General features: G+C 73.7%; 19 protein-coding genes. 12 read left to right on the forward strand and 7 right to left on the reverse strand.

What is annotated here, in order from left to right:
- The first annotated feature begins 2 nt into the window (after window positions 1–2).
- From O7625_RS19480 to O7625_RS19490, 3 genes are all read left to right on the forward strand, one after another.
- Entirely contained in the window at window positions 3–332 is a 330-nt protein-coding gene (locus O7625_RS19480) for a Dabb family protein (RefSeq protein WP_282340392.1), read from the forward strand.
- Window positions 329–1,222, forward strand: coding sequence for a VOC family protein (locus O7625_RS19485; protein ID WP_067309066.1), 894 nt, complete (start codon window positions 329–331; stop codon window positions 1,220–1,222). Before O7625_RS19480 ends, O7625_RS19485 begins: the two co-directional genes overlap by 4 nt.
- 68 nt (window positions 1,223–1,290) lie before the next feature.
- On the forward strand, window positions 1,291–2,052 hold the full coding sequence (locus tag O7625_RS19490) for an LLM class flavin-dependent oxidoreductase (RefSeq protein ID WP_282340393.1): 762 nt from the start codon (window positions 1,291–1,293) through the stop codon (window positions 2,050–2,052).
- Here the strand turns inward: O7625_RS19490 and O7625_RS19495 are convergent.
- The 3 genes from O7625_RS19495 to O7625_RS19505 form a co-directional block, all read right to left on the reverse strand.
- A complete protein-coding gene (locus O7625_RS19495) occupies window positions 2,049–2,918 on the reverse strand; it encodes a hypothetical protein (protein ID WP_282340395.1) in 870 nt (289 codons plus the stop codon). The two genes, O7625_RS19490 and O7625_RS19495, sit on opposite strands and share 4 nt — an antisense overlap.
- Complete coding sequence (locus tag O7625_RS19500; protein WP_282340397.1) at window positions 2,915–3,985, reverse strand: DUF916 domain-containing protein; 1,071 nt, start codon at window positions 3,983–3,985, stop codon at window positions 2,915–2,917. Before O7625_RS19500 ends, O7625_RS19495 begins: the two co-directional genes overlap by 4 nt.
- Window positions 3,986–4,056: 71 nt before the next feature.
- A complete protein-coding gene (locus O7625_RS19505) occupies window positions 4,057–5,565 on the reverse strand; it encodes an HtaA domain-containing protein (RefSeq protein WP_282340398.1) in 1,509 nt (502 codons plus the stop codon).
- A 194-nt stretch (window positions 5,566–5,759) separates the two neighbouring features.
- Here O7625_RS19505 and O7625_RS19510 point away from each other — a divergent pair, with 194 nt between their 5' ends.
- From O7625_RS19510 to O7625_RS19545, 8 genes are all read left to right on the forward strand, one after another.
- Window positions 5,760–6,593, forward strand: coding sequence for a hypothetical protein (locus tag O7625_RS19510; RefSeq protein ID WP_282340399.1), 834 nt, complete (start codon window positions 5,760–5,762; stop codon window positions 6,591–6,593).
- Window positions 6,590–7,603 (forward strand): ABC transporter substrate-binding protein, encoded by a 1,014-nt coding sequence (locus O7625_RS19515; RefSeq protein ID WP_282340400.1) that lies wholly within the window; start codon window positions 6,590–6,592, stop codon window positions 7,601–7,603. Before O7625_RS19510 ends, O7625_RS19515 begins: the two co-directional genes overlap by 4 nt.
- A complete protein-coding gene (locus O7625_RS19520; protein WP_282340401.1) occupies window positions 7,600–8,697 on the forward strand; it encodes an iron ABC transporter permease in 1,098 nt (365 codons plus the stop codon). Before O7625_RS19515 ends, O7625_RS19520 begins: the two co-directional genes overlap by 4 nt.
- 41 nt (window positions 8,698–8,738) lie before the next feature.
- Window positions 8,739–9,629 (forward strand): heme ABC transporter ATP-binding protein, encoded by an 891-nt coding sequence (locus O7625_RS19525; protein WP_282340402.1) that lies wholly within the window; start codon window positions 8,739–8,741, stop codon window positions 9,627–9,629.
- Window positions 9,630–10,307 (forward strand): biliverdin-producing heme oxygenase, encoded by a 678-nt coding sequence (locus O7625_RS19530; protein ID WP_282340403.1) that lies wholly within the window; start codon window positions 9,630–9,632, stop codon window positions 10,305–10,307.
- Window positions 10,304–10,612, forward strand: a complete 309-nt coding sequence (locus tag O7625_RS19535; protein ID WP_282340405.1) for a DUF2470 domain-containing protein — start codon at window positions 10,304–10,306, stop codon at window positions 10,610–10,612. Before O7625_RS19530 ends, O7625_RS19535 begins: the two co-directional genes overlap by 4 nt.
- Before the next feature lie 146 nt (window positions 10,613–10,758).
- Window positions 10,759–11,109, forward strand: a complete 351-nt coding sequence (locus tag O7625_RS19540) for a hypothetical protein (RefSeq protein WP_282340406.1) — start codon at window positions 10,759–10,761, stop codon at window positions 11,107–11,109.
- 113 nt (window positions 11,110–11,222) lie between these two features.
- Window positions 11,223–13,637 carry a tetratricopeptide repeat protein gene (locus tag O7625_RS19545; RefSeq protein ID WP_282340407.1) on the forward strand — a complete coding sequence of 805 codons (2,415 nt, stop codon included), beginning with the start codon at window positions 11,223–11,225 and terminating at the stop codon, window positions 13,635–13,637.
- Between the two features lie 30 nt (window positions 13,638–13,667).
- Here the strand turns inward: O7625_RS19545 and O7625_RS19550 are convergent, their stop codons facing one another.
- From O7625_RS19550 to O7625_RS19560, 3 genes are all read right to left on the reverse strand, one after another.
- A complete protein-coding gene (locus O7625_RS19550; RefSeq protein ID WP_067309113.1) occupies window positions 13,668–14,039 on the reverse strand; it encodes a metalloregulator ArsR/SmtB family transcription factor in 372 nt (123 codons plus the stop codon).
- Window positions 14,040–14,249: 210 nt separating this feature from the next.
- Window positions 14,250–15,566, reverse strand: coding sequence for a cellulose binding domain-containing protein (locus O7625_RS19555; RefSeq protein WP_282340408.1), 1,317 nt, complete (start codon window positions 15,564–15,566; stop codon window positions 14,250–14,252).
- Window positions 15,567–15,901: 335 nt separating this feature from the next.
- A complete protein-coding gene (locus O7625_RS19560; protein ID WP_282340409.1) occupies window positions 15,902–17,428 on the reverse strand; it encodes a cellulose binding domain-containing protein in 1,527 nt (508 codons plus the stop codon).
- 331 nt (window positions 17,429–17,759) lie between these two features.
- Here O7625_RS19560 and O7625_RS19565 point away from each other — a divergent pair, with 331 nt between their 5' ends.
- The gene (locus tag O7625_RS19565) at window positions 17,760–18,653 is read left to right on the forward strand and encodes an SGNH/GDSL hydrolase family protein (RefSeq protein ID WP_282340410.1); all 894 of its coding nucleotides are present in this window, start codon (window positions 17,760–17,762) and stop codon (window positions 18,651–18,653) included.
- Window positions 18,654–18,743: 90 nt separating this feature from the next.
- Here O7625_RS19565 and O7625_RS19570 read toward each other — a convergent pair whose 3' ends face one another.
- The gene (locus O7625_RS19570) at window positions 18,744–20,408 is read right to left on the reverse strand and encodes a cellulose binding domain-containing protein (RefSeq protein ID WP_282340411.1); all 1,665 of its coding nucleotides are present in this window, start codon (window positions 20,406–20,408) and stop codon (window positions 18,744–18,746) included.
- Between the last annotated feature and the right edge of the window lie 17 nt (window positions 20,409–20,425).

The raw sequence follows: 20,425 nt of genomic DNA on the forward strand, positions 1-20,425 counted from the left end.
CCATGATCACCCACATCCTGGTCTTCCGGTTCCGCGACGACCTGCCGCCCGGGGCGGCCGAGTCCGTCCTGGCCGAGCTGGAGACCTTCCCGAGCCGGTACCCCGCGATGCGCAACTGGCGCAGCGGGGTCAACGTCAGCACCCGCGACACCAGCATGACCCACGGCTTCGTCGTGGAGTTCCCCACCGAGCAGGACCTGCTCGACTACCTGCACAGCGACTCGCACGAGCGGTTCGTCCGGGAACGTTGGCGGCCGGTCATCGAGCGTCAGGCCATCGTCAGTCTCCCCACCGCCGGGGACGCCCAGCCCATCGAGAGGGGTCACAGATGACCACCGAGGCCACCGCCCGCCGCCGTGGGCCGTACGGCATGGAGTACGCCCGGATCGAGGTGCCCGACCTGGCCGCCTCCATCGAGTTCCTCCAGTACCACGTCGGGCTGCAACTGGAGCAGCACGACGACGAGTACGCGTTCCTCCGCGCCGACCTGGAGCACCACAGCATCGAGCTGGTCGCCGCGCCGCAGCGTACCGAGTCGTGGACCACGGCGGTCGGATTCAGCGTCGAGAACGACGCCGTCCTCGACGACCTGCGCGAGCGGGTGACCGCCGCCGGGCACGAGGTGTTCGAGCTGGCCGACCGGGTCAAGGGCCTGGTCCAGCGGGGCTTCGCCGTCCGCGACCCCAACGGGCTGATCGTCGAGCTGTTCACCGAGTTCCAGGAGTACGCCGAGCCGCCGCTGATCGAGCTGCGCCCGCTGGATCTGGTACACCCGTTCCTCGCCACCGACAAGTACGACGAGACGCTGGCGTTCTACACCAAGGTGCTCGGCTTCCTGGAGTCCGACCACGTCGGCGACGTCACGGTCTTCCTACGCAGCGAGGACCGCTACCACCACAGCCTGGCGATCCAGCGCAACAACGAGTTCTACGTCGCGCACCTGTGCTTCATGATGAAGAGCTTCGACCACGTGATGCGCGGTCGGGCACGGGCCCAGTACAAGCAGATCCCGATCGCGTCCGACCTGGTCAACCACTCGGCGTCCACGTCGATCGCCTTCTACATGCACGACACCCGGCACGGGCCGCGCTACGAGCTGTGCGACCGGCACCGGGTGTTCACCCCGGAGGAGCACGAGACCCACCGGGCCCGTCGGATGGCGGTGGACCCGCGCAACATCGACGTGTGGCGGCCGGCCGCCGACGACTGGGCGCGCTTCTGAGTCGAGCCCGGTCCTGGCCGGCGGGCGGGGTGTCGTACCCGCTTGGCCGGTAGGCACGCTGGAGCGGGGTGGTCCGGTCAGGGGCCACCCCGCCGTCCTGCCCGCAACGTCCGGCCCCGCCGCGCCCGCGATGGCTTGACCCTGACAGTGATGTCAGGACTACCAACCTGTGGAGCTGGCCAACCAGCTCGGGACGCTGGACGTCGTGTCGGCTGGCGGTCGCCGTCGGCGCCGGGTGGAACCCGCAGGAGTTCAGCGCGCTGGGGGTGCCGCTGCGGCTACGTGGCCGGCGGACCGACGAGAGCCTGGAGGTCATGAAGGCCCTCTGGGTCGGCACCACCGCCGACCTGGACGACAGGTTCGCGAGCCTGCGCGACGCGCGCATCGGCGTTGCCCCGTACCGGCCCGGCGGGCCACCGGTCTGGGTGGGCGGACACAGCGACGCGGCGATCCGGCGGGCGCTGCGGTTCGGGGACGGCTGGCACGGTTCCGGCCTCGACCACGAGGAGGCCCGCTACTTCCGGCAGCGGATCGAGGAGCTGGCCGACGGCACGGGACGTGACCCGGCGACGATCGAGATCAGCACGGTCGGGTTCCTGGTGCCGCCGGGAATGCCGGCGGTCCTGCCCGCGCCGGGCCGGCTGATCGGCGGCACCGACGCCAGCACCGAGGCCATCGTCGAGGACCTGGGTCGACTCGCCGAGGCGGGGGTGTCGATGTGCTCACTGTGGATGCCCATCGACGGTCGCCTGATGGACGCGGCGGTGGAGTGGCTCGCCGGCGAGGCCCTGCCCCGGGTGCAGGGCCGGAGCGGGTCAGGCCCGGGCTAGCCGCCAGGCAGGGGAGGCGTCGACACCCCGGCCGCGACGACGACCGGGCCGTCCTCTGCCCGGCGTCGTGCCGGCCGGGCGAGCAGCGACACGACCGTGAGGACGGCGGCGGCGACCGGCAGCCCCCAGGGCCGCCGGGCAGCCGCCACGGTGAACGCGACAGGTCGACCGGGTGTCACGATCCGACCCTCCACCTCGTAGCTGCCGAACGGGGCCGTGCCGGTGGACACCGGCACGTGGTACTCGCGGGTCTGCCCGGCGGCGATGCGGCCCAACGCCGGGGCGGCCACGATGGTCCGGGCCTGTCCGGGCGGCCCGACGGTGAGCTGCAACGGCGGGTCGGTGACGTCCTGCGCGCCGGGGTTGTGCAGGGTGATCCGGACCGCGAGCTCGCCGGGCAGGCCGAACCAGCCGCGTGGCCCGGACCGGTCGACGGCGTGCACCCGTACCAGGGTCAGCCCGGCCGGTACGGTCGGCGCGACCGCCGGGGCGTCGACCCCGGTCAGCGCCAGGTCGGTGACGGCGCTGGCGGTGCCGGTCGGCGTGCGGACCCGCAGCACGCAGGGGCAGGCCACCGGCGGGGCGGCCACCAGCACCGGCAGGGTGGCCCGGCCGGTGGGCGGCACCTGGCCGTGGGTGGCGGCCCCGGTCGCGCAGTCGAGCACCCCGCGCCGGGCCGCGTTGCCGCACACCTCGGCCTGCACGGTGCCGGCCGGCCAGCCGTCCAGGCCGACCAGCACCCGCTGGCCGACCCGCAGCGCTCCGGCCGGCACGGTGACGCCGGGAGCACCGCCCGCCGGGGTGCCGCCCGGAGCCAACGCGGCGGCCACCGCCAGCAGGGCCACGGCACGCAGCGGCCCGGTCATCGGGCGGGCGGGGCGGCGGGACGCGGGTCGGCATCCGGATCCGGCCCGTCGGCGGCAGCGCGCCGGCGTCGCCACCACCGCAGCCCGGCCCAGCCGGCCGCCCCGGCGAGCAGGGCCAGCAGCAGCCACGGTGGTGCCCACACCCCGGCGGTACGGACCACCGGCGGCAGCGCGGTGTCCGTGCTGGTCGCCGCGATGTCGACCGCGGCGGTCAGCCGCAGCAGCGGGGGTACGCCGGTGATCCGCTCGGTGACCGTGAAGGTGGCCCCGGGTAGCAGCTCCGGCAGGTCGGTGGGGGAGGTGCGGGCCAACTCCCGGCCGAAGGGCGCGGCGACGGTCACCGTGCCGCTGCCGCCGAGCCGGACGTTGCCGTCGTTGCGCAGCCGGTAGCGGACCACCAGGTCGCCGCCGCCGAACGGGTCGACCGGGTGGTCGTAGGAGACGTCGACCGCCTCGACGGTGACGGCGGGCCGGACCGGGCCGGTGACCCGCAGGTAGACCCGGGCGGCGAGCCGTTGGTCGACCAGCACCCGCTGCCCGGTGGCGGTGGTCCGGACCCGGGCCACCGCGCCGATCACCCCGCCGGTGTGGTCGCCCGGGGTGGCGTTGACCGGCACGGTGAGCCGGAACGGGATGTCGACCCGTTTGCCCGCCGGGATCGTCCACTCGCGCCGGTCGACCCGGATCCAGGAGCCCACGTCGGTGGCCGGCCGGTCCGCCGGCAGCAGGGCGAACGCGCCGTCGGCGGCGCTGTACGCGTCGGTGCCGTACACGTCGAAGGTGACCGGGCGGTCGCCGAGGTTGGTGATGCCGACGTGGTCGGTCAGGGTGCTGCCCGGGGCCAGGTCGTAGATGAAGTAGTTGCGCCCGGTCGGACCCTTGGCGCTGGACGGCTGGACGGCCCAGCGGGCCGTGCCGGGGTGCCCGCCGTCGCCGCCGGCCGGTCCGGAACCGACGCCGGGCGACGGGGTGGGTGCGGCCACCGCCGGTGCGGCGGGGATCGCCAGGGCGAGCAGCGCGGCGACGAGGGCGGCGCTGCTCCGGAACGGGGCGGTACGCAGGGACATGCCGGACTCCGCGGAGTGGTCGGACCGGTGGGACGGGGTACGCCCCGTCCCACCGGTGTGGTGGTGCCGGATCAGGAGAGGGTGAGGGTCAGCACCGCGCTGTAGTCGCCCGCCGGGGCGGACGCCGGAACCCCCAGGTTGAGCTGGGCGCCACAGGTGAAGGTGCCGTTGCTCGCGCCGGTGGCCGAGGTACACAGCGCACGCGCCGTGCCCAGGCCGGCACCGGGCGCGGCGGGCGCGCCCGGGGTGACCACGCCGGGGGTGCCGGCGAGCGGGTCGGTGCCGACGGTGGCGCTCGGCACCCAACCCAGGTTGTCCGCCGCGATGGTGCCGCCGGTGGTCGAGGCGAAGTCGGCGACCTGCCCGACCAGGCTCCAGCCGGCGTTGGTGCCGCGCAGGTCGGCGACCGTGGCGGCGTTCAGCGCCCCGGTGGTGACCTGCCCGTTGCTGACCGCCGGCAGGGCGACCGTGGAGCCGGCCACGCCGAGGGTCAGCGCGCCACCGGTGACGGTGGTGGTGATCTGCTGGTCGGCGTCGCCGCCGCCCACCGGGGCCCGGGCGAAGGTCACCGGAGTGAAGGTGTCCTGGCTACGGTCGGCCGCGCCGCGAGCGGCGAAGGTGACGACGTAGCACTGCACCTTCGTGCAGTCGACCTGCGCGCCGGTGCGGTCGGTGTAGACCGCGCTGATCGGCAGGGTGGTGCGGAACGTGCCGTCGGCGTTGAGCCGGTCGCGGGCCTCGGTCGGCTCGTTCGTCTTGTTGACCCACTTGGTGACCTGGAGGACACCGGCGTTGGTCCAGTGCTGGTCGACCTTGGGGCCGAAGGAGACGTAGATCCCCGCCGCCCCGTTGGCCTCCGGGTCGAAGCCGCTGCCGGTGACCGTGATCGTCGCCCCGGCCGGGTCGAGCCCGGTGGCGGGGGTGACGCCGACGGCTGGTCCGGCCGGTTCGCCGCCGCCACCGGTGGAGAAGGTGAACGACAGCGGGTCGAGCGTGGAACCGGCGCTGTAGAAGCCGTTGAACGCCGAGGCGCCCTCGGCGGTCAGCGTCGCGGCCAGATCGGCCGCGGTCACCGTGCCACCGCTGCCACCGGGGTTGCCGTCGCTGGTGGTGACGGTGGCGATGGTGGCCTGGCGGACCGAGACCGGCTCGGCCGCCGTGGTGGTGAGGTCGACGTCCGCCTTGACGGCGGCGGTGCCACCGGTCACGACGATCGTCGGGTTGGCCAACGCGATGGTGAAGAAGTGCGCCGGGTACGAGAAGACGATCTTCCCGCCGTACGCGGCGTCGATGGCGCCGGTGCCGGCGTCGTACGTGCCGCCCTTCGCGGGGAAGGTGAAGGTGCCGTCGCTGTTGATGCGGGCACCGTCGCTGGCGGCGATCGGCGGGTTGCCGTTGCCGGTGTTCACGTAGGCGCGGAAGGACGCCTTGAAACCCCAGGTCAGGCTGCCGGAGCTGATCTCCGCCCCGGCGGCCTGGGCGGGGCTGACCCCGACGAGGACGGTCGACGCGCCGAGCAGGGCGACCGCCGCCCAGCGCGACGTCCGCCACCGACTGGCATTGGTTCTGGATCTGACCATGCTGCTCCCTCTGTGGTGCCCAATACGGACAGTGGTTGAGGTTAGGCAAACCTAACTACTGCGGCATCCGGCAAAGCGGCCGAAGATCTTGGGCCGAAGAACCTCTTGTGAACAGCGGATCAGTCGCTTAGGTTAGGCAAACCTTAACTACGGTCGGTGTGGCAGCCGGCCCGATCCGTCATGGGAGGAGCCTGATGCGGGCACTGCCTCGCGCCATCCTGACCGTCGCCGCGATCACTGTCAGTATCGGCTTGGGGTCGACGCCGGCCCACGCCGGGACCGGGCGGGGCCCCGCCGGGCAGACCCTCACCGCCACCCCCACCAGCGGGGTGTCCCGCGCCGGGGCGACGGTGACCGTCACCGGCAACGGGTACGACGTCACCAAGGGCATCTATGTCGCGTTCTGCGTGGACAACGGCGCCGGGGCCGCCCCCAGCCCGTGCGGCGGTGGGGCCGACACCACCGGCAGCACCGGCGCGTCGCACTGGATCTCGTCCGACCCACCCTCCTACGGGGAGGGACTAGCCGTCCCCTACGGCCCGGGCGGCTCGTTCCGGGTGACCCTCACCGTGAGCCCCCGCATCGGCACGATCGACTGCACCGTCACCCGGTGCGTGGTCGCCTCCCGCGCCGACCACACCCGCACCGCCGACCGCTCCCAGGATGTCCGGGTGCCGGTCAGCTTCGCCGCCGCCGCAGCGCCCGTACCGACCCGTACCCCGGCCACCGCCGCCCCTGCGACCACCGGGGGTGCCGCCCGGACCACCCCACCGGCGGCGGCCCCGACCGGCGCGGCCGGCACGCCCACCGGCGGCACACCGGCGTCGGCCACCGCCACCGCCGTCGCCCCCGCCGGCACCGGCGACCCGGCGGGCCCGGCCGATGCCGGCGACCAGGCGCAGGTGACCCGGGTCAGCGCCGCCTCCGACACCGGCCGCTGGTGGCTCGCCGTGCTGGTCGTACCCGTGCTCGGGGCGGTGCTGCTCGCCGGCCTGCGCCGCCGTCGCCACCGCCGGAGCACCCCGTGACCCCGCGTGCGCTGCCGCTCGTCCTGGTGCTGCTCGCCGGCACCCTGGTCGGCTGCACCGACCCGGCGGCCGAGGCGCGGTCGGCCCCGACCTCCTGCGGCCCGGTCACCGCCACCCTGCCCGACACCGACGTGACCCCGCTGGATCCGGCCCCCACCCCGGCCCTGCCGGTCACCGTCACCTCCACCGACGGCGTCGCCACCACGGTCACCGACGTCGCGCGCATCCTGCCGGTCAACCTCTACGGCTCGATCGCCGAGATCGTGTTCAGCCTCGGCCTCGGCGGCAACGTCGTCGGCCGGGACACCTCCACCACCTTCCAGGCCGCCGCGCACCTGCCCGTGGTCACCCCGGCCGGGCACGACCTGTCCGCCGAGGCGGTGCTCGCCCTCGCCCCCACGGTGGTCGTCGCCGACGACAGCATCGGTCCACCCGAGACACTGCGGCAACTGCGCGCCGCCGGTATCCCGGTGGTCCTGGTCGCCGCCGAGCAGACCCTCGACGCCGTTCCCGGGCACGTCCGGGCCATCGCGGCGGCGCTCGGCGTCGGCCCGGCCGGCGACCGGCTGGTGACCCGGATCGAGGGGGAGACCGCCGCGGCCCGCGCCGGGGTGCCCGACGGTCCGGCCCCCCGCGTCGCCTTCCTCTATCTGCGCGGCACCGCCGGGGTCTACCTGATCGGCGGGCGGGGGGCCGGTTCCGACGCGATGATCGAGGCGGCCGGAGGGGTGGACGCCGGCAGCGCGATCGGCCTGGCGAAGTTCCGCCCGCTGACCAGCGAGGGCCTGATCAACGCGGCCCCGGACGTGCTGCTGGTGATGAGCGGTGGGCTGGAGTCCGTCGGCGGCGTCGACGGCCTGCTCAGGCTCCCCGGGGTGGGGCAGACCCCGGCCGGGGCCGCCCGCCGGGTCGTCGACATGGACGACGGCGTCCTGCTCACCTTCGGCACCCGCTCCGGGCGGGTGGTGCGGGCACTGGCCGACGCGCTGCACTGCCGGAGCCCGCGATGACCGCCACCGACACCCGACCGGCCACCGGGGACGCCGCCGCCGGTCGCGACGGCCGCCGTCGGGTACGGCGCGGACCGGTCCTGCTCGCCGGGCTCTCCGCCGCCCTGCTGCTGGTCGCCCTGGTCGCCGCCGGGCGGGGGCAGGTGGCGGTCAGCCCGGCGGAGGTGCTCGGCTCGGTGCTGCACCGCCTCGGCCTGGACCTCGGCCCCCGGCCCGCCGCCGTGCACGGTGAGAGCGCGCTGTGGCTGGTCCGCTTCCCCCGGGTCGCGCTCGCCGCCGTGGTCGGCGCCGCGCTCGGCTGCGCCGGCGCGGTGATGCAGGGGGTGTTCGGCAATCCGCTGGCCGAGCCGGGCGTCATCGGCGTCTCGGCGGGCGCGGCGGTCGGCGCGGCACTGGCCATCGTCACCGGCGTCACCGTCCTCGGTGGCTGGACGGTGCCCGCCGCCGCGTTCGCCGGGGGCCTCGCCACCACCTGGCTGGTCTACCTGCTGGCCCGCTCCGGCGGCCGGACCGAGGTGGTCACCCTGGTGCTCACCGGGGTCGCGGTCAACGCCGTCGCCGGGGCCGCCATCGGGCTGCTGATGTTCGTCGCCGACGAGTCGGGCGTGCAGGCCATCGCGTTCTGGAACCTCGGCAGCCTGGCCCAGGCGAACTGGCCGGCGGTCGCGCTGGCCGCGCCCTGCCTGGCGGTCGGGCTGCTCGCCACCCTCGCCGACGCCCGCCGGCTCGACCTGCTCGCCCTGGGCGAACGCTCCGCGCGCCACCTCGGGGTCGACGTGGAACGGCTGCGGGTCCGGATGATCGTGGTCACCGCGCTGCTCGGCGCGGCGGCGGTCGCCTTCACCGGCATCATCGGCTTCGTCGGCCTGGTCGTGCCCCACCTGGTCCGGATGGTCGCCGGCCCCGGACACCGGCTGCTGCTGCCGGCCAGCGGGCTCGGCGGGGCGATCGTCGTCGTCGTCGCCGACCTCGCCGCACGGACCCTCGTCGACTACCAGGAGCTGCCGCTGGGGGTGCTCTCCGCGCTGGTCGGCGGCCCCGCCTTCTTCTGGCTGCTGCGCCGCACCCGGGACCGTGCCGGCGGGTGGGCGTGAGCGCCTCCGGCACCCCGACCCGCACACCCGAGGGGGGGACCGTGGTGAACGTACGTCGGCGACGGGGGCCGCTGCGGCTGCTCGGAGCCCGGACGGCCGCCCGGGTGCCGACCGCCCCGGTGCCGGGCGGCACCCGGATCCGGGCCACCGGGGTCCGGGTCGAGCGCGCCGGCCGAGCGGTGCTCGACCGGGTCGACCTCGCGGTCCGCGCCGGTGAACTGCACGCCTTGGTGGGGCCGAACGGCGCCGGCAAGTCCACCCTGCTGGCCGCCGTCAGCGGTGACCTGCCGCTCGCCGCCGGGACGGTCGAGGTCGACGGTCGTCCGCTGGCCGAGTGGTCGGCCGTGGAGCTGGCGATGCGCCGGGCGGTGCTGACCCAGCACAGTGTCCTGAGTTTCCCCTTCGCGGTGGTCGAGGTGGTCCGGATGGGTCGTTCCCCCTGGGCCGGTCGCCCGGAGGAGGCCCACGACGATGCGGTGGTCGGCGAGACCATGCGACGCTGTGACGTGATCCGGTTCGCCACCCGGCCCCACCCGTCGCTCTCCGGCGGCGAGCAGGCCCGGGTGGCACTGGCCCGGGTGCTGGCCCAGCAGACCGGGGTACTGCTGCTCGACGAACCGACCGCCGCCCTCGACCTGCACCACCAGGAGTTGGTTATGCGAATCGCCCGGGAGCGGGCCGAGGCCGGCGACGCCGTCGTGGTGGTGCTGCACGACCTCGCCCTGGCCGGGGCGTACGCGGACCGGATCACCCTGCTCGCCGAGGGCCGGATCCGGGCCACCGGACCCCCCGCCACGGTGCTGACCGCGCCCCTGCTCAGCGAGGTCTACCGGCACGACATCGAGGTCGTGCCGCACCCGGACACCCACCTGCCGCTGGTCGTCCCCCGCCGCCGGGGTCCGACCCGGAACACCCCCGTCACGGAGGAATAGATGGACACCCCACCCCTGCCGTTCTCGGCCCGGCTCCGGGCCGCCAGCCAGCAGGTCCACGCCGCCGCCGAGAGCCAGCGCTACGTCACCGCGCTGGTCGGCGGCGAGCTGGACCTGGCCGGCTACCTCGACCTGGTGGTGCAGCACCACGCCCTGTACCAGGTGTTGGAGTCGGCCGCCGAGGCGATGCGCGACGATCCGGTCGCCGGTGGGTTCGTCGACGACGCGTTGACCCGGCTGCCCGCCCTGGAGGCGGACCTGATCCACCTGGCCGGACCGGACTGGGCGTCGCGCACCACGCCGCACCCGACGACGGTCGCCTACGCCGACCGGATCCGGACCGTGGGCGGCACGTCCCCGGTGCGTTTCATCGCCCACCACTACACCCGCTACCTGGGTGACCTCTCCGGGGGGCTGTACATCGGACGGGCGGTGGCCCGACGGTACGGGCTGACCGGGCAGGCGGGGGTGGCCTTCTACACCTTCGACCGGATCCCCCGGCCCACGGCGTACAAGGACGCGTACCGGGCCCGGTTGGACGCCCTGCCGCTGAGCCCGGCCGACGAGGCGGCGCTGCTGGACGAGGTGCTGGTGGCGTACCGGCACAACATGGCGGTCTTCACCGCCCTGGCCGGGCACGTGCCGGACGGCCCGGGGATGCCGGAGGCGGTGGCGTGACCGGGCAGCCGTTCGACGCCGACGTCGTCCGCGCGGTCAGCCGGCACATGAACGACGACCACGCCGGGGACTCGCTGCTGATCTGCCGTGCCCTCGGCGGCTGCCCGGCGGCGACCCGGGCGTGGGTGACCGGTCTGGACGCCGACGGGATGGACTTCGCCGTCACCCTCGACGACATCGAGGTACCGGTGCGGATCCCGTTCGCCCACCGGCTCACCGAGCGGGCCGAGATCCGCCGCGAGGTGGTCCGGATGTACGAGCAGGCGTGCGCCGCGCTCGGCGTACCGTCGCGCCACGCCGACTGAGAGCATCCCCGCCCCCGGCCGGCGGCACCGTCCATGTCGGATAGCCGGCAGGACGGTCGGCGGCCTGCCGCGTCGGCCTACGCTCGGTAGCGGGCGACCGGGTGACGTTCCGGTGTGACAGCGCCCGCGCTGCGAGGAGGTCGGTGTTGAGGTCGTCCCGTCGGGTGGTGCTGCTGGTCACCGGCGCGCTCGTCGCCGTCCTGGCGCTGTCGTTCGTCGTCCTGCGCGCCGACACGGCCGACCTGCTCGCCACGGCGGTGTCCGCGGTGGCCGCCGTCGCCGGGGTCGGCGTGGCCCTGTGGGCCGCCCTGGCCCCGACCCGACCGGGCCTGCGGGCCGAGAAGACCGGCAAGGTGACGACGACCCGTGACGGCTACGGCGTCTCCGGGATCGACGCTCCGGCCGACGACGACACCCCGATGAGCGCCTCCGCGACCGGTGATGTCGAGGCCGACGGTGGTGTGGGCATCAGCGGCATCCACCGCCGACCCCGATGATCCTGGGCCGCTGGTGGTGTCCGGGTGCACGGAATCCGCCGCATCAGACGATCACCGACCGCACCGACCCGTTCCCACCGAACGGCTACGTCGTCTCGCACACCGGCCCGGCGATGGCCGCGCCCTTCAGTGTCTCCAACAGCGGCAATTTCCATGGAAATGTCTTCATCGGCTCGCCGGCCTACCGGCTGACCGGCGCTGGCGGTGCCGTGTCGCGGGCGGTGGAGAGCCTGCGACTGTCCGAGCTGCTCGACGCGCGTCACCGGGTGGTGCCCTTCGTGGGGCGTGAGGACGAGCAACGATCGTTGTGGCGCTGGCTCGACCCGCCGCACGCCGGCCTGAGGTCGGTGCGGTTGATGTACGCCCCGGGTGGCCAGGGCAAGACCCGGCTCGCCGACCGGCTCGGGGCGACCGCCCAGGAGGCCGGATGGACGGTGTTGCATGCGTACTGTGAGCCCCTGACGCCTGAGCCGCGAACCGGTCCGCCTGGCGGGTCCGACGACGGCCGTGGACTGCTGGTGGTGGTCGACTACGCCGACCGCTGGCCGGCCGGGGCGTTGCCGTCGCTCTTCACCGACCCGCTGCTGCACGGCGGGGGACAGGTCCGGGTGCTGCTGCTGGCCCGTTCCCCGGGGTACTGGTGGCCGGAGTTGCGCTCCTGGCTGACCGGGGTCGGTATGACGGCCGACGAGTTCCCGTTGCCGCCGCTGGCGGTGGATCCGGACGCCCGGCGGCGGCTCTTCCGGGTGGCGGTCGACCGGTTCGCCGGCCTGCTCCCGGATGCCCGGCCCGCCAAGGTGGTGGTACCCCGGCTGACCGATCCCGCGTACGGGACCGCGCTGGCTGTGCAGCTGGCCGCCCTGGTCGCCGTCGACGTCAGCCGCCGCGCCGGGTCGACCGCGCCGTCCAGTCTGGTGGATCTCTACGGCCACCTGATCAACCGGGAGACCGGCCACTGGCGGAAGCTGCGCCGGGCCGGGGAGACGACCAGCCCGACCCAGCAGCTCGATCTGGCCGTGGTGACCGCGACGCTGGCCGGCCCGGTGGCCGACGACGCGGCGGGGGAGATCCTCCGTTGTGCCGGTGCCGAACCGACCACGATCAGGGCGCTGCTGACCGACCACACCGCCTGCTATCCGTCGCACGACCAGGAGTCCGTGCTGGAACCGTTGCGGCCCGACCGGTGGGGCGAGGCGTATCTCGCGCTGGCCGTGGCCGGCCACGACTGGTGGCGCCGCCACCCGCCCCGGTCCTGGGCGGCCGGTGTCGCCCGGGCACTGCTCCGGGCGGCGGACCTGGAGCCGGCCACGGCGGCCGGGGTCCGTGCCCGGGCGCTGACCGTGCTCAGCGAGGTGGCCACCGAATGGCCGCACGTGGCGACCAGGGTGCTGCTGCCGGCGCTCCGGGCGGATCCGGCACTCGCCACCGCCGCCGGTGGCGCGGTCCTGGCGACGCTCGTCGACCTGCCCGACATGGACGTCGAACTGCTGGCCGCGATCGAGCCGCACCTCCCCCCGGGGCGGCATTCCGACTTCGACCTGGTGGCCCGCGACATCACCTGCCGGCTGGTCGAGTACCGGCTGCCCAGGTGCGGTGACGACGCCGAACGGGCCCGGCTGCACCTCGGCTACGGTCGCCGCTTGGCCAGGACCGGCGATCGGCGGGCGGCGCTGGAGGCTCTCGACCGGGCGGTGACCGCCGCCGAGGCCGCGCTCGCCACCGACGCCCGCCCACCGACCGCCGCCCTGCTCGCCCGGGCGCTGCACCTGCGGGGTCACCGGCTCGCCGCGGTGAACCGGAGCGCCGAGGCGCTGGCCAGCGTGGAGCGGGCGGTCGACATCCTCGATCCCCTCGCCGGGGATGACCCGGCGTACCGGTTCCGTCTCGCCGAGACACTCGACAACCTCGGCACCCGGCTGGCCGAGGTCGGCCGCCACCCGGAGGCCGAGGTGGCGGCGCGGCGCAGCGTGAAGCTGTTCGCCGCCGACGCCTCCTCGCCGGCCGGCGAGGTCGGTCTGGCCGTCGCGCTGACCAACCTCTCGGCCATCGAGGCGCACCTGGATCGGGCCGACTCCGCCCTGCAGGCCGCACGTCGCGCTGAGCAGCTCTGGCGTCGGCTCAGCGACGATCAGCCGTCGGTGTACCTGCCGGAGTTGGCCCTGACCCTGAACACGCTCGGTCTCCGGTATGCCGAGTCCCGCCGGCTGGAGGAGGCGGTGGACGCCACCGCGGCGTCGGAGACGCTCTACCGCAAACTCGTCGAGGGCAATTCGGTGGTGTTCGGGCTGGACCTGGCCGCGGTGCTGGCGAACCTGAGCGGCCACCTGTGGCGGCTGAACCGACGTGCCGAGGCGCTCCAGACGCATGCCGAAGCCGAGCGGATCTTCGCCCGTTGGGGCGGTGCCGACCTGGAGGTCTTCTCGCCGCACCTGCGGGAGGTCCGACAGAGCCTCGCCCGGATGGTGGCCGAGCAGACCCCGGTGCACCTGCACCGCTGGGAACCGGGGGCCGGGTCCTTCGGATCCTGACCCCGGTGGGCCGCCGCCGACCGTCCGGAGTCAGCGGGTCTTCTTGGTGGCCCGTTTGCGGGGCGGGGTCAACAGGTCGGCGATCGCGCTGATCGCGGCGGGTACCGTCCGGTAGTACGCCCAGACGCCGCGCTTCTCGCGTTCGATCAGCCCGGCCTCGGTGAGGATCCGCAGGTGATGGCTCACCGTCGGCTGGGACAGGCCGAGCGGCGCGGTGAGGTCGGTGACGGACGCCTCGCCCTCCGGGGCCGACTGGATGAGGCTGAGCAGCCGCAGCCGGGCCGGGTCGGCGAAGGCCTTCAGCACCCCCGCGAGCCGTTCCGCGTCGGCGCGTTTGATCGGCTCGCCGGCCAGCGGCGAGATGACAGGCGTATTGGTTTTCGCAGCTCCCACGTCCGCCATCATGGCAGCAAGAGTCATGTCTGGCCGCTGGATCGCCGATCGGCCACGACGAATTCGCGGATCGGGTGACCGCCGGGGGCGGATCGACCGACCCGGGGCCGGGGCCGGGGTCGGGGTCGGGGGAGAGCCCGCCCGGGGCCGGTGGGCGGGAGTCGAACCCCGCCCACCGGCCCCGGGTCGCGCTGTGGTGCTCTGTCGGCGGTCCGCCGGTCAGCGTGCGGTGCAGGTGGGCGTCATCCCGGACCCGCTGCCGTTGCCCTGGAAGCCGAATTCCGCGACCTGGCCGGGGGTGAGCCGGCCGTTGTAGTCGACGTTGGTGAAGCGCACCGTCCCGGTGCTGCCGCTGGCGGTGGCGTTCCAGGTGTTGGTGACGCTGGCCCCGCTGGGCAGGGTGGCGCTGACCGTCCAGCCGGTGGTGCCGGCGGAGCCGGCGGTGACCCGCAGCGAGGCGGTGAAGCCACCGGTCCACTGGTTCACCGTCACCGTGGCGGTGCAGCCGCTACCGCCGGGCGGCGGCGTGGTCGGGGTCGCCGGTGGGGTGGTCGGGGTGGCCGGTGGGGTGGTCGGGGTCGCCGGGGGCGTGGTGGGCGGCGTGGTGCCGTCGAACTGGCTGAAGAAGTTCCACACCACCGGCCGGGTCCAGGACTTCTCGCCGGGTGCGTAGGGGTCGGCGGTGCCGTCCACGGCGTTGGGGGCGTGCCCGCCGTCGAACGGCGCCCAGGCGACCGGGTACCCCGCCCGGCAGCCCGCGTAGTAGGTGACGGTGTGGGTCAGGCTGCCCTGCGCCGGCTCCGGCGGGTTCTGCGGGGTGCAGCCGTTGTTCCGGACGAACCGGTCGCGCAGCGACCGGCCGGTCGCGATGGGGAGCACGGTGTCCCGCAGCCCGTGGATGCCGATGTAGGCGATTGGCTGGGTGCCGCCGTTGCAGCCGCTGAGCTGGCCACCGGAGTAGACGGCGACGGCGCGGAAGACCGTGGCGCGGGCGCAGGCGATGGCGTAGCTCATGCCGCCGCCGTAGCTGAAGCCCATGGCGAACCGCTGCGTCGTCTCGACGCACAGGGCCGACTCGATCTGGCGCATCATGTCGTCGACGAAGGTCAGGTCGCGGTCACCGCTGTTGGCCCAGCCGTTGCCGATGCCCTGCGGCGCGACGAAGATCGCGCTGTTGTTCGACAGCGCCCGGATGCCGTAGTAGGACCACGGGTAGCCGCTCGTCCCGCCCGAGTCGACGTCGTTGGCGGTGCCACCGTTCCAGTGGAAGCCGAAGATCAGCTTGTAGGGATGGTTGCGGTCGTAGTTCTCCGGGATCCGCAGGATGTACGAGCGGTTCTGGCCGCCGCTGGAGATGGTGCGGTTACCGCTGGTCAGGGTGGGTGCCTTGCCGCAGCCGGCGGTGGCCGCGAGCGGCGCGGCGTCGTTGGCGTAGGCCGGCGGGCTGGCTCCGGCGGTGACCGCGGCGCCGCCCATGGCGAGGGCGAGCGCCGCGATCCCCGCGACAGCGCCGGCTACCAGGCGGTGTCTCGACATCAGGAGGGCTCCTTCGGGGGCAGGGGACAGGTGATCGACCGCCCGGGGGAGGAGGTGCGGTGGCCGGGGATCCGGCGGCGGCGACCCTCGACCCGCGACGGAAGATGATCATATGTATCGATGATTACAAACGTAATCCGTATGACGTATGATGTCAACAAGAGGCCGTAGGTCGTCTGGAGCAGGGGAAACGAGGTTCGACTGCCTGGCCCGGCGAGCGTCCTCACGACTAGCGATGCGGGGTCGGCGGCGTCCTGGACGCCGCCGACCCCGCATCGTCGTTTCTCCCCATCGGCGGGGGCGAGTCGGCTCCCGCCGTCAACCGGCGGGGCGGTTCACCAGTTCAACGGCAGGGTGTTGACGAACCGGGTGAGCGCACCGGCGAGGAGCTGGTCGTCGCGGCGGGACGGGTGCCAGTCGCAACCGAGCTTGTCCAGCCCCAGCGCGTTGTCGTCGTAGTACAGCGAGCGGATCCGGGTGTCGCCCCGGCTGGTGCGGGTCTGGACGACCTGCTGGACGGAGCTGGCCAGCGCGGTCGTGGGGGACAGGTCGGGGTAGGTGAGCACGATGAACGTGTCGGGGCCGTACCGGCTGCGCAGCTTGTCGATGAAGGCCAGGTAGGCGCTCCGGTAGTCGGCGGCGAGCTGGTCGACGGTGGTCCACCGCTCACCGGGGTTGAGGGCGGTGGAGAAGTCGTTGATGCCCAGCCCCACCACGACCAGCTGCGGCTTCCAGGTGCTCGGCTTCTGCCACACCGTGCTGTTCCACAGGGCCTGCAGGTCGGTCTCGTAGTAGGTGCGGAAGTTGTCGGTGCCCCCGCCGTTGTAGTTGCGCACCATGCCGAGGCCGGACCAGGCGGTGAGCTGGTAGTCGGCGTTCAGGCTCTGCGCGGTGAGGGCACCGAAGGTGACGTCGGCGTTCGAGTTGCGGGTGACCCCGCCGTTGTTGGAGCAGTCGCGGGTGGTCGACATGTTGCCGTAGCCGGCCGTCCAGGAGTCGCCGATGAACTCGATCTGCCGGCTGCGGGCGGCGGGTCTGGCCAGGATCGCGCCCCCGGCGACGGGGACCAGGCCGCCGAACTCGCCAGCGCTCCACGGGCTCTCGGTGCGCTTGACCAGGCGTACGGTGTGCTCGGCGTTGGTCAGGTTGCGGACCCAGTAGGTGGTCCGACCCGGCGTGACCAGGGTGGCGACCGTCGCCCCGTCGACCTGCACGGCGTAGTCGTTCTGGGCGTCGTTGAGGACGATGCCGACCCCGGTGCCGCGGAACCGGCCCTCGAAGTAGATGCCGGGCCAGGTGAACTGGGCGCTGTCGCCCATCGCCTTGACCCGGCCCACGGTCGAGGTCTGGTCCAGCGCGCCCGATGCCGGTGGCGGCGTGGTGGGCGGCGGCGTCGTCGGTGGCGGCGTGGTGGTCGGCGGCGGCGTGGGGGAGGTGGTACGGCCGGTGCACGGCACCCCGTTGAGCGCGAAGTCGACCGGGACCGGGTTCGACGAGTTGTTCCACGAGGCGCCGAAGCCGAGCTGGGTGCTCGCCCCGACGCCGAGGCTGCCGTTCCAGCTGGCGTTGGTGACCGTGACCCGGTCCGCGGACTGGGTGACCGTGCCGTTCCACCCCTGGCTGATCACCTGTCCCCCGGTGAACGACCAGGTCAACCGCCAACTGGTGATCGGGTCGCCGAGGTTGGTGAGGTCGATGTTCGCGCTGAAGCCGCTCGGCCACTGGCTGGCCACCGTGTAGGTGACCCGGCAGCCGGCGGCGGCCTGCGCGGGAACGGTGGCGGAGAGCGCGGCGGTGCCGGCGACGACGACGGTGCTGAGCACCGACGCCGCCAGTCGGGACCGGGAACGCGTGGTGGGCATGGAGATCCTTCCGGGGATGGTGGTGGTGACGTGCGACCGCCGGCCGTGGTGTGCCCTCGGTCCGTTCACGTCGGTCGGTGTCGCGCCCTGTCTGTCCCTCGGCTCGCTGCCAGCCCGGCTCCGCGGGGATTATCCCGCCCGGCTTCGACGCCCGTCAATCGACGCGACCGGTCGGCCGGTGGGTCGGCCAACCGGTCGGCCGGCGGGTCGGTGCGGTGCGACCGGGCCATGTCCCGCACCGTGCATGAGTGGGGGTTGTCTATATTGACGCCCACGGATGTTGCCGGCAGGATCGCGGCCACCACCCCCGCGATCCCTTCTGGGAGGCGTCATGTCCCGTCCCCGCCGGCCCCTGCTGAGGGCGGCCACCCGGACGGCCGCGCTCGTCGTGGCCACCGCCGGTGTGCTGTCCACCGTCGCCGCACCCGCCCACGCCGCCGTCCCCACCGGGCGGTACGTGGCGCTCGGCGACTCGTACACCTCCGGTCCGCTGATCCCCACCCAGGTCGACCGGACCTGCCTGCGCTCCAACCGCAACTACCCCTCCCTGGTCGCCGCTTCCGCCGGCTCGTCGTCGTTCGTCGACGTGAGCTGCTCCGGGGCCACCACCGACGACATCCTGGTCGGGGACGGCGGCTCGTCGGCCGCCGCGCTCCCGCCGCAGCTCAGCGCCGTCACCGCCGACACGGCGCTGGTGACGGTGCAGATCGGCGGCAACGACATCGGCTTCTCCAGCATCATCGGCGACTGTGCGCAGGCGAGCTTCAGCAGCCCGCTGGGTTCGCCCTGCAAGAACCTGTACACCGCCGGTGGCACCGACCAGCTGCGGGCCAGGATCACCGCCACCGCGCCGAAGGTGACCGCCGTGCTCCAGGCGGTCCGACAGGCCGCGCCCGCGGCGCGGATCGTGGTGCTCGGCTACCCGGCGATCGTGCCGGACAGCGGGTACGGCTGCTGGCCGGTGGTCCCGATCGCCTACCAGGACGTGCCGTACCTGCGGGGTGTCGCCACCACGCTGAACGCGATGCTGGCCGGTGCCGCCGCCGCGAACGGGGCCGGCTACGCCGACGTCTACACCCCGTCGATCGGGCGCGACACCTGCAAGAGCAGCGGCACCCGGTGGGTCGAGGGCCTGTTGCCGGAGAACCCGGCCGCGCCCTTCCACCCGAACGCCCGGGGTGAGCAGGGCATGGCCACCGCCCTGCTGGCCACGCTGGGCGGCTGAACCGACGCGGACCCCCTGCCACGGGCCGCCCGGGTACCGGGCGACGTCGGGGCAGGGGGTCCGCACGTCCGTGCGGGAAACCGCACCCGGTCAGGCCACGCTGCACTCCTGGCCGTTGAGGGTGAACGCGGTCGGTGCGGTGTTACCCCCGGACCAGGTGGAGATGAATCCGAAGTTCGCGCTGCCGCCGGCGGCGATGGTGCCGTTCCAGCCCGCGTTGGTGACGGTGACCTGCGCGCCGCTCTGGGTGTACGTGCCGCCCCAGGCCTGGTTCACCTGCTGGCCGTTGGCGAACGACCACCGCAGGTTCCAACCGCTGATCGCGGAGGTCCCGGTGTTGCGGATCGTCACCTCGGCCTGGAACCCGTCCGGCCACTGGCTGCTGACCGCGTACGTGACCTGGCACGGGCCGGCCGATGGCGGCGGGGTGGTCGGCACGGGGGTGGTCGGCGCGGGAGTGGTCGGGGTGGGCGTCGGCGTGGTCGGGGTCGGGGTGGGGGTGCTGGTCGTGCCGCTGACCCGGTAGACGACGGTGCCGTGGCCCGGGACGCTGGCCGAGATGGCGCCGGTGGTGGTGCTGGTGGTGTTGGTCCAGGCGTCGCGCAGGGTGAACGGGCCACCCGACAACCCGAGGGCGGACGCGCTGGTGCTGATGGTGGTGGCGGCGGTGCCCTGGTTGAACAGAGCGACGGCGACGTCCCCGTTGGCCAGTCGCTTGGCGAGGACGCGGCGGGTGCCGTCGAAGGAGACCTGGCTGGCCTGGAGCGCGAGCGGGTCCTGGCTGATGCCGATGAGGTTGGCGTTCTTGAGGATCGTCTGGGTCGCCGCGTTCATGTTGCGCAGGTCGTTGCCGGCGATCAGCGGCGAGGCGAGGATGGCCCAGAGGGCGAAGTGGCTGCGCATCTCGGTGTCGGTCATGCCGCCCCGGCCGACCTCCATCATGTCCATGTCGTTGAACGCGCCGGGCTTGGCGCGGGCGGCGAGGGGGACGGTGACGTCGACGATGTTCTGGATGCCCATCGGGTAGCCGTTGGTCTGCCCGCTGTTCCAGGTGTTGGTGATGTCCTCGGTGGTGCGCCACATGTTCGACACGTCGCCCCAGTCGCGTTGCGGGCCGGTCTTGGAGTGGATGCTGTTGGAGTTGATGCTCAGCACGATCGGGCGGCCGGCGGCGGCGAGACCATCGCGCATCTTGGCGAAGGCGCGGACCTGGTCGTCGATGCTGCCGGTGGGCGAGCACCAGTCGTACTTGAGGTAGTCGACGCCCCAGGCGGCGAACTGCCGGGCGTCCTGTGCCTCCCGTCCCTGCGAGCCGGTGGCTCCGGGATAGCTGTTGAAGTACTGGGCGCAGGTCTTGTCGAGGGGCGCCTGGTAGATGCCGAACTTGAGGCCGCGGGCGTGGATGTAGTCGCCGAGCGCCTTCATGCCGGAGGGGAAGCGGGTGGGGTCGCCCTGGAGGTTGCCGGCGGAGTCACGGTTGGGGTTCATCCAGCAGTCGTCCACGACGACGTACTGGTAGCCGGCGTCCTTCATGCCGGAGCTGACCATCGCGTCGGTCATCTGCCGGATCAGGGTCTCGCTGATGTTGCAGCCGAAGGTGTTCCAGCTGTTCCACCCCATCGGCGGGGTCCGGGCCACCCCGTTGTTCAGGGCCAGCGCCGGGGAGGTCCGCAGCACCACGGCCGGGCCCGCCACCAGCAGGAGCCCGGTCGCCAGGGCGGTCAGCAGGCGACGCCTGCGCGTGGGTCGTCTCATGTTCTTCTTCCGTCCGT

The organism is Micromonospora sp. WMMD714, assembly GCF_029581315.1.
GTDB lineage: Bacteria > Actinomycetota > Actinomycetes > Mycobacteriales > Micromonosporaceae > Micromonospora > Micromonospora rifamycinica.

What these genes read in the sequence shown, in the direction of transcription:
- O7625_RS19570 (WP_282340411.1), bottom strand. Translation starts at nt 20,408, where the DNA reads ATGAGACGACCCACGCGCAGGCGTCGCCTGCTGACCGCCCTGGCGACC.
- O7625_RS19485 (WP_067309066.1), top strand. Translation starts at nt 329, where the DNA reads ATGACCACCGAGGCCACCGCCCGCCGCCGTGGGCCGTACGGCATGGAG.
- O7625_RS19495 (WP_282340395.1), bottom strand. Translation starts at nt 2,918, where the DNA reads ATGACCGGGCCGCTGCGTGCCGTGGCCCTGCTGGCGGTGGCCGCCGCG.
- O7625_RS19560 (WP_282340409.1), bottom strand. Translation starts at nt 17,428, where the DNA reads ATGCCCACCACGCGTTCCCGGTCCCGACTGGCGGCGTCGGTGCTCAGC.
- O7625_RS19510 (WP_282340399.1), top strand. Translation starts at nt 5,760, where the DNA reads ATGCGGGCACTGCCTCGCGCCATCCTGACCGTCGCCGCGATCACTGTC.
- O7625_RS19555 (WP_282340408.1), bottom strand. Translation starts at nt 15,566, where the DNA reads ATGTCGAGACACCGCCTGGTAGCCGGCGCTGTCGCGGGGATCGCGGCG.
- O7625_RS19500 (WP_282340397.1), bottom strand. Translation starts at nt 3,985, where the DNA reads ATGTCCCTGCGTACCGCCCCGTTCCGGAGCAGCGCCGCCCTCGTCGCC.
- O7625_RS19550 (WP_067309113.1), bottom strand. Translation starts at nt 14,039, where the DNA reads ATGGCGGACGTGGGAGCTGCGAAAACCAATACGCCTGTCATCTCGCCG.
- O7625_RS19530 (WP_282340403.1), top strand. Translation starts at nt 9,630, where the DNA reads ATGGACACCCCACCCCTGCCGTTCTCGGCCCGGCTCCGGGCCGCCAGC.
- O7625_RS19480 (WP_282340392.1), top strand. Translation starts at nt 3, where the DNA reads ATGATCACCCACATCCTGGTCTTCCGGTTCCGCGACGACCTGCCGCCC.
- O7625_RS19520 (WP_282340401.1), top strand. Translation starts at nt 7,600, where the DNA reads ATGACCGCCACCGACACCCGACCGGCCACCGGGGACGCCGCCGCCGGT.
- O7625_RS19565 (WP_282340410.1), top strand. Translation starts at nt 17,760, where the DNA reads ATGTCCCGTCCCCGCCGGCCCCTGCTGAGGGCGGCCACCCGGACGGCC.
- O7625_RS19505 (WP_282340398.1), bottom strand. Translation starts at nt 5,565, where the DNA reads ATGGTCAGATCCAGAACCAATGCCAGTCGGTGGCGGACGTCGCGCTGG.
- O7625_RS19545 (WP_282340407.1), top strand. Translation starts at nt 11,223, where the DNA reads ATGGCCGCGCCCTTCAGTGTCTCCAACAGCGGCAATTTCCATGGAAAT.